The sequence below is a fragment of the Streptomyces sp. SM1 genome (assembly GCF_002910825.1).
GTDB classification, from domain to species: Bacteria; Actinomycetota; Actinomycetes; order Streptomycetales; family Streptomycetaceae; genus Streptomyces; species Streptomyces okerensis.
Genome location: NZ_NEUB01000827.1, coordinates 1 through 6,537, shown reverse-complemented (window position 1 = coordinate 6,537; position 6,537 = coordinate 1). Strand labels below are relative to the sequence as shown.

The 6,537-nt window shown below is 72.2% G+C and carries 4 protein-coding genes and 1 pseudogene; 3 read left to right on the top strand and 2 right to left on the bottom strand.

Annotation, left to right across the window (positions count from 1 at the left end; translation table 11 throughout):
- Together B9S61_RS26080 and B9S61_RS26075 are read left to right on the top strand one after the other, a co-directional pair.
- On the top strand, positions 1–1,043 hold a 1,043-nt coding region (locus B9S61_RS26080), incomplete at its 5' end, for an FAD-binding oxidoreductase (protein ID WP_258039856.1).
- Between the two features lie 85 nt (positions 1,044–1,128).
- Positions 1,129–2,943: a chitinase gene (locus tag B9S61_RS26075; RefSeq protein WP_103544425.1), complete on the top strand. Its 1,815-nt coding sequence runs from the start codon at positions 1,129–1,131 to the stop codon at positions 2,941–2,943.
- Here B9S61_RS26075 and B9S61_RS26070 read toward each other — a convergent pair.
- Positions 2,882–3,520 carry a phosphatase PAP2 family protein gene (locus tag B9S61_RS26070; RefSeq protein WP_360391001.1) on the bottom strand — a complete coding sequence of 213 codons (639 nt, stop codon included), beginning with the start codon at positions 3,518–3,520 and terminating at the stop codon, positions 2,882–2,884. The genes B9S61_RS26075 and B9S61_RS26070 overlap by 62 nt on opposite strands.
- A 452-nt stretch (positions 3,521–3,972) precedes the next feature.
- A complete protein-coding gene (gene gabT / locus B9S61_RS26065; protein ID WP_103544423.1) occupies positions 3,973–5,307 on the bottom strand; it encodes a 4-aminobutyrate--2-oxoglutarate transaminase in 1,335 nt (444 codons plus the stop codon).
- Between the two features lie 286 nt (positions 5,308–5,593).
- Here gabT and B9S61_RS26060 point away from each other — a divergent pair.
- A pseudogene (locus B9S61_RS26060) lies at positions 5,594–6,537 on the top strand (ATP/GTP-binding protein); the annotation flags it as partial.

The window sequence follows — 6,537 nt, the reverse complement described above, 5'->3', positions numbered from 1 at the left end:
CCCGCCACTCCATCGACTGCGACTTCGAACGCACCGGCGAGATCGATGTCGCCACCGAGCCGTACCAGGCCCGGGAGCTCAGGGACCGGTACGAGGAGATCCGGTCCAAGGGGCTCGCCGACGGTGTCGAGTACCTGGACGCCGAGGCCGTACGGGACCAGGTGAACTCCCCGACCTTCGAGGCCGGCCTGTACGACCGGCGGGGCGTGGCGATGCTCCACCCCGCCAAGCTGGCCTGGGGACTGAAGCGGGCCTGCGTCGACCTCGGCGTGCGCGTCTACGAGCACACCCCCGCCCTCGGCCTGAAGCCGTACGGCGCCGGCATGGCCGTACACACCCCGTACGGCGCGATCCGCGCCCGCACGGTGGCGCTCGGCACCAACATCTTCCCCAGCCTGGTCAGACGCGTCCGCGCGTACACCGTCCCGGTGTACGACTACGCCCTGATGACCGAACCGCTCACCCCCGGGCAGCTCGCGTCCATCGGCTGGAAGAACCGCCAGGGGCTCGGCGACAGCGCCAACCGGTTCCACTACTTCCGGCTCTCCGCCGACAACCGCGTCCTGTGGGGCGGCTACGACGCGGTCTATCCGTACGGCGGCCGGGTGCGGGCCGAGTACGACGACCGTCCGGAGACCTACGCCAAGCTCGCCGGGCACTTCTTCGGCTGCTTCCCGCAACTGGAGGGCGTCCGCTTCACCCACGCCTGGGGCGGCGCGATCGACACCTGCACCCGTTTCTCGGCGTTCTTCGGCACGGCTCACGCGGGAAAGGTGGCGTACGCGGCCGGCTATACGGGGCTCGGCGTGGGCGCCACCCGCTTCGGTGCCGAGGTGATGCTGGACCTGCTGGCGGGGGAGCGGACCGAGCGCACGGAGCTGGAGATGGTGCGCAGGAAGCCGCTGCCGTTCCCGCCGGAGCCGTTCGCCTGGACCGGTATCGCCCTCACCAAATGGTCCCTGGCCAGGGCGGACGCGCAGGGCGGACAGCGCAACCTGTGGCTGCGGACGATGGACAAGCTGGGCCTGGGCTTCGACAGCTGAGCCGCGCGGGGGCTTGACAACCGAATTGGTCTGGACCAAATTGAGCGCGCTCCACCCTCCAATTCCCCCATGCCCGGAGGCACTTGTGGACCGCTCCAGACCTCATGCGCGCCGCCCCCTCGTCGCGCTGCTCACCGCCACCGCCCTGGCCGCGACCGGGATCACGGCTCTCTCGTCGGCCGCGAGCGCGGCCGACGCGGACCTCGCCCGCAACGGCGGTTTCGAGGCCGGCCTCGACGGCTGGAGCTGCACGGCCGGCAGAACCGTGAACTCGCCGGTGCGCACCGGTGGTTCCGCGCTCGAGGCGACCCCGGCCGGCGCCGACAACGCCCGGTGCGCGCAGACCGTCACCGTGCGGCCGGACTCCCAGTACACGCTCTCCGGCCATGTCCGCGGCGACTACGTCCACCTGGGCGCGAGCGGCACCGGTTCCACCGACGTCTCCGCCTGGACCCGGTCCGCCCCCGACTGGCAGCGGCTCACCACCACCTTCCGCACCGGGCCCTCCACCACCCGCGTCACCATCTACACCCACGGCTGGTACGGCACCGGCGCCTACCACGCCGACGACATCACCCTCGCCGGACCCGGCGGTGAGACCGGGCAGCCGCCCGCACCGCCCAGCGGCCTCGCGACGGGCACCGTGACCTCGACGAGCGTGGCCCTGTCCTGGTCACCGGTGCCGGGAGCCACCGGTTACGCGGTCTACCGCGACGGCACCAGGATCCGTACCGTCAGCGGCACTTCGGCCACCGTCACCGGACTGTCCCCCTCGACGGCGTACGCCTTCCAGGTCGCGGCCGTCAACGACGCGGGGGAGTCGGCCCGTTCGGCAACCGTGACCGCGACGACGGGTGCGCCCGGCTCCGGCGGTGGCGGCTCGGACCTTCCGCCCCACGCCCTCGTCGGCTACCTCCACGCCAGTTTCGCCAACGGCTCCGGCTACACCCGCCTGGCCGACGTCCCCGACAGCTGGGACGTCATCGACCTGGCCTTCGGCGAACCGACCACGGCCACCTCCGGCGACATCCGCTTCGACCGCTGCCCGGCGTCCGAGTGCCCGGGCGTCGAGAGCGAGGCGGAGTTCAAGGCCGCCATCGAGGCCAAGCAGGCGGCCGGGAAGAAGGTGCTGATCTCCATCGGCGGCGCCAACGGCCAGGTACAGCTGACCACGACGCAGGCGCGCGACACCTTCGTCTCCTCGGTGTCGAGGATCATCGACACGTACGGACTCGACGGCCTGGACATCGATTTCGAGGGCCACTCCCTCTCCCTGAACGCCGACGACACGGACTTCAGGAACCCGAAGACCCCGGTGATCGTCAACCTGATCTCCGCGCTGAGGACCCTCAAGGCCGAGTACGGCGACGACTTCGTGCTGACCATGGCCCCGGAGACCTTCTTCGTCCAGCTCGGGTACCAGTACTACGGCAGCGGCAGATGGGGCGGCCAGGACCCGAGAGCGGGCGCCTACCTCCCCGTCGTCCACGCCCTGCGCGACGACCTGACCCTGCTGCACGTCCAGGACTACAACTCCGGCCCGGTCATGGGCCTGGACAACCAGTACCACTCCATGGGCGGCGCCGACTTCCACATTGCCATGACGGACATGCTGCTCACCGGCTTCCCGGTCGCGGGCGACGCGGGCAACGTCTTCCCGCCGCTGCGCGCCGACCAGGTCGCCATCGGCATGCCGGCCACCACCAACGCCGGCAACGGGTACGTGTCACCGGCCGAGGTCACCAGGACCCTCGACTGTCTGACGAAGCGCACGAAGTGCGGCTCCTACGCCACCCACGGGACCTGGCCCGCCCTGCGCGGCCTGATGACCTGGTCGATCAACTGGGACCGGTTCGGAGGCGGGGAGTTCCGGCGGACCTTCGACGGCTACTTCGGCTGACCAGCCGCCACAGACCGGTCAGCAGCACCGCGCCGAGGCACCAACTGGCCACCACGTCCAGCGGCCAGTGGTAGCCCCGCCGCACCAGCCCGTACGAGGCGGCCAGCACCAGGACGCCGCAGAGCACGACCAGTCCACGGCGTACGGCCGGCGACCGCAGCAGCGGAAGGAGCAGCAGCGTCGCCGCGCCGTACGCCACGACGGCGGTGGCGGTGTGACCGGAGGGGTAGTAGCCGACCGCCGGGGGCACGGCCGGGGTGCCCGGGCGGTCGGTCCACTCCTTCAGCGGCGCCACCAGTGCCGGCACCAGCGCCATCGCGACGGCGCCGGCGAGGGGCGGAAGCCACCAGCGGTCGCGGCCCCGCGCGCGTCCGTGCAGGGCGACGTACGCCAGGGCGAGCGCCAGGACCGGCAGGGCCACCTGGATGTTCCCGAGGTCGGCGAGCAGTTCGGAGGGCCGGTCCGGACGGATCAGGTCCTCGCTCAGCCGCTCGTCGAGATCCACCAGCGGTCCGTCGGCGACGACCTGCCAGGTGATCAGCGCGAAGAGGAGGACGGGCGGTCCGAGCAGCAGCACCATGCCGCCCAGTGTGCCAAGCGGCCCGGTCCGTCCCTCCGTACCGGCCGGGCACGCCGAAGGGCCGGCGCAGGGGGGCCGCGTCGGCCCTTCGGGGAACGGCTTGCCGTGGGGAACGCCCGGACGGCCGTCCGGATCGGAACGCCGCGCGCCCCGGGGGGTTTGGGGCGGGCGACCGTCCGATCGTGAGGAGACCCGAAGCCCTCGGGCCCCGGTTGTGTGTGCGCGGAGGCACTGCCAGGTCGAAGCTGGGGAGGCCCCGGCCTGAGCCGCCCACAGGTCCCTGCGGGCGGGGTGTATCTCTCATCCGCGGAGAAACCTACGGCAGGGGGTGGCCCGGCGACAGGGCCCGCGGGCACCTGTCATCCACCTCGCACACCTTCTTCACACCCTCTGCCGTTCGGCGGCTCCGGCGATCCGGGGCAGGCGGCTCACCTGCCCCCTACGCCGGCTCAGATGCGCGCGAACGCCTGCTCGAGGATGTCGAGGCCCTCGTTCAGCAGGTCCTCGCCGATGACCAGCGGGGGCAGGAAACGCAGGACGTTGCCGTAGGTGCCGCAGGTCAGGACCAGCAGGCCCTCCTGGTGGCAGGCCTTCGCCAGCGCGGCGGTCGCCTCCGCGTCCGGCTCCTTGGTCGCGCGGTCCACGACCAGTTCGATGGCGATCATCGCGCCCCGGCCGCGGACGTCGCCGATGATGTCGAACTTCTCGGCCATGGCGGTGAGACGGGTCTTCATGACCGCCCCGATCGCCTTCGCCTTCGCGTTGAGGTCGAGTTCCCTCATCGTCTCGATGGAGCCGAGCGCGCCCGCGCAGGCCACCGGGTTGCCGCCGTAGGTGCCGCCCAGACCGCCCGCGTGCGCGGCGTCCATGATCTCCGCGCGGCCGGTGACGGCGGCCAGCGGCAGACCGCCCGCGATGCCCTTCGCCGTGGTGATCAGGTCCGGGACGATGCCCTCGTCCTCGCAGGCGAACCACTGGCCGGTACGGCAGAAGCCGGACTGGATCTCGTCGGCGACGAAGACGATGCCGTTGTCCTCGGCGAACTTGCTGATCGCGGGCAGGAAGCCCTTGGCCGGCTCGATGAAACCGCCCTCACCGAGCACCGGCTCGATGATGATCGCGGCCACGTTCCCGGCGCCCACCTGCTTGGAGATCTGGTCGACGGCCTGCGCGGCGGCCTCCGGACCGGCGTTCTCCGGGCCGGTCGGCCAGCGGTAGCCGTAGGCGACCGGGACGCGGTACACCTCGGGCGCGAACGGCCCGAAGCCGTTCTTGTACGGCATGTTCTTCGCGGTCAGCGCCATGGTGAGGTTGGTGCGGCCGTGGTAGCCGTGGTCGAACACGACGACCGCCTGCCGCTTGGTGTACGCACGGGCGATCTTGACCGCGTTCTCGACGGCCTCGGCGCCGCTGTTGAACAGCGCCGACTTCTTGGCGTGGTCGCCCGGGGTCAGCTCGGCGAGCGCCTCGGCGACGGCCACGTAGCCCTCGTACGGCGTCACCATGAAGCAGGTGTGCGTGAAGTCGGCGAGCTGGGCGGAGGCACGGCGGACGACGGCCTCGGCGGATGCGCCGACGGAGGTCACGGCGATGCCGGAACCGAAGTCGATCAGCCGGTTGCCGTCGACGTCCTCGATGATCCCGCCACCGGCCCTGGCGGTGAACACGGGCAGTACGGAGCCCACGCCCTGCGCGACCGCGGCGGTACGGCGGGCCTGCAGCTCCTGCGACTTCGGTCCGGGGATGGCGGTGACGACGCGGCGCTCCTGCGGAAGTGCGGTCATGCGGGGCTCCTGGGGGGTGTAACGGACGCTTTTTCCTTCTTTTCTCGCAGGTTAGGGCCGCTCACGGAGGCTGGGCATGCTCCATGTGGGCGTTGTCCGGGGGACCGGGTTGTCCGCGATGGACATAGCGGGGCGGTGCTGCCCGGGCCGCGGGCGGTGGCGCCGCCGGGGGCTCCCGGCCCGCACCCCTGCCGGCAACGGCCACGTAAACGGTGGACTCCGCCTGTCGGGGCGTTAGATTGGCTCGCTGATGGCGGATGGCGCGGCGGCTCAGGGGGCAAGGGCGATGGACGGCGAGGGTACGCAGGACGCACGGGGCACACATGCCCACCCCGTACCGCGCCCGGCCGGACCACCGGAGGTTCCGGCGGCGCCACCGCGCCCGGCCCGGGCCCCGGGCACACCACCCGCCCCCGGACAGCCGCCCCGGACCCCGTCCGCCGTCGCCGCCTGGCTCGACGAGGCCAGGCCCGCCGCCCGCCCCGGGATCTGGCGGTACGGCTACCAGCCGCCGAAGCGGACCACGGAACGGATCGCACCGGTGACGGTCGCCGGCATGCTGGTCCCGCTCGCCGTCGCGGCGCTCGTCTGGTCGCTCTGGCAGCGCGGTGTCACCTCGTACCAGATGGCCCCGCTGCGGGCCTTCACACCGGACGACTGGTGGTGGGCCGGCACGGTCGTCTCGCCCAAGGTGTTCGAGGGGCGGGCCGTGCCGGCCCCGGGGGCGGAAGCCCTCGTGGTCTACGAAGGCATCTCCTTCGCCGTACTGGCCGTCGCGGTCGTCGTCCTCGGCAGCTGGCGCGCCATCGTCCGCCACTACGTGGCCCGCAGGCCGCAGCCCGCCCGGGCCCTGGTCGCCGCGCTCCTCGCCCTGGCCGCCCTCGGCTTCGTCTTCCCCGAGGCGTTCCCGCTCGTGGGATGGTCCCCGGTGCCGGTCGTCGATCCGCTGCTCTCGCTGACCGTACTGATCACGGACAGCTACGACCTGATGGCGTCCTCGTTCTACACGAACACCCTGTACGCGGTCGTCACCCTGCTCGTGGTGTGGCCGTTCGCCCGGCTCGGCGCGTGGCTGCCCTACGCCAGGGAGGTGCTGGCCCGCCGCCGGGAGAGCGACGCCGCCGACGCCTCCGTGCCGGAGCGGCCCCGCTCCCAGTGGCCCGAACTGCGCGACGCGGGCCAGCCGGAGGCCGCCGAACTGCTCAGCGCCGAGGTCGCCGGCGGCCGTAT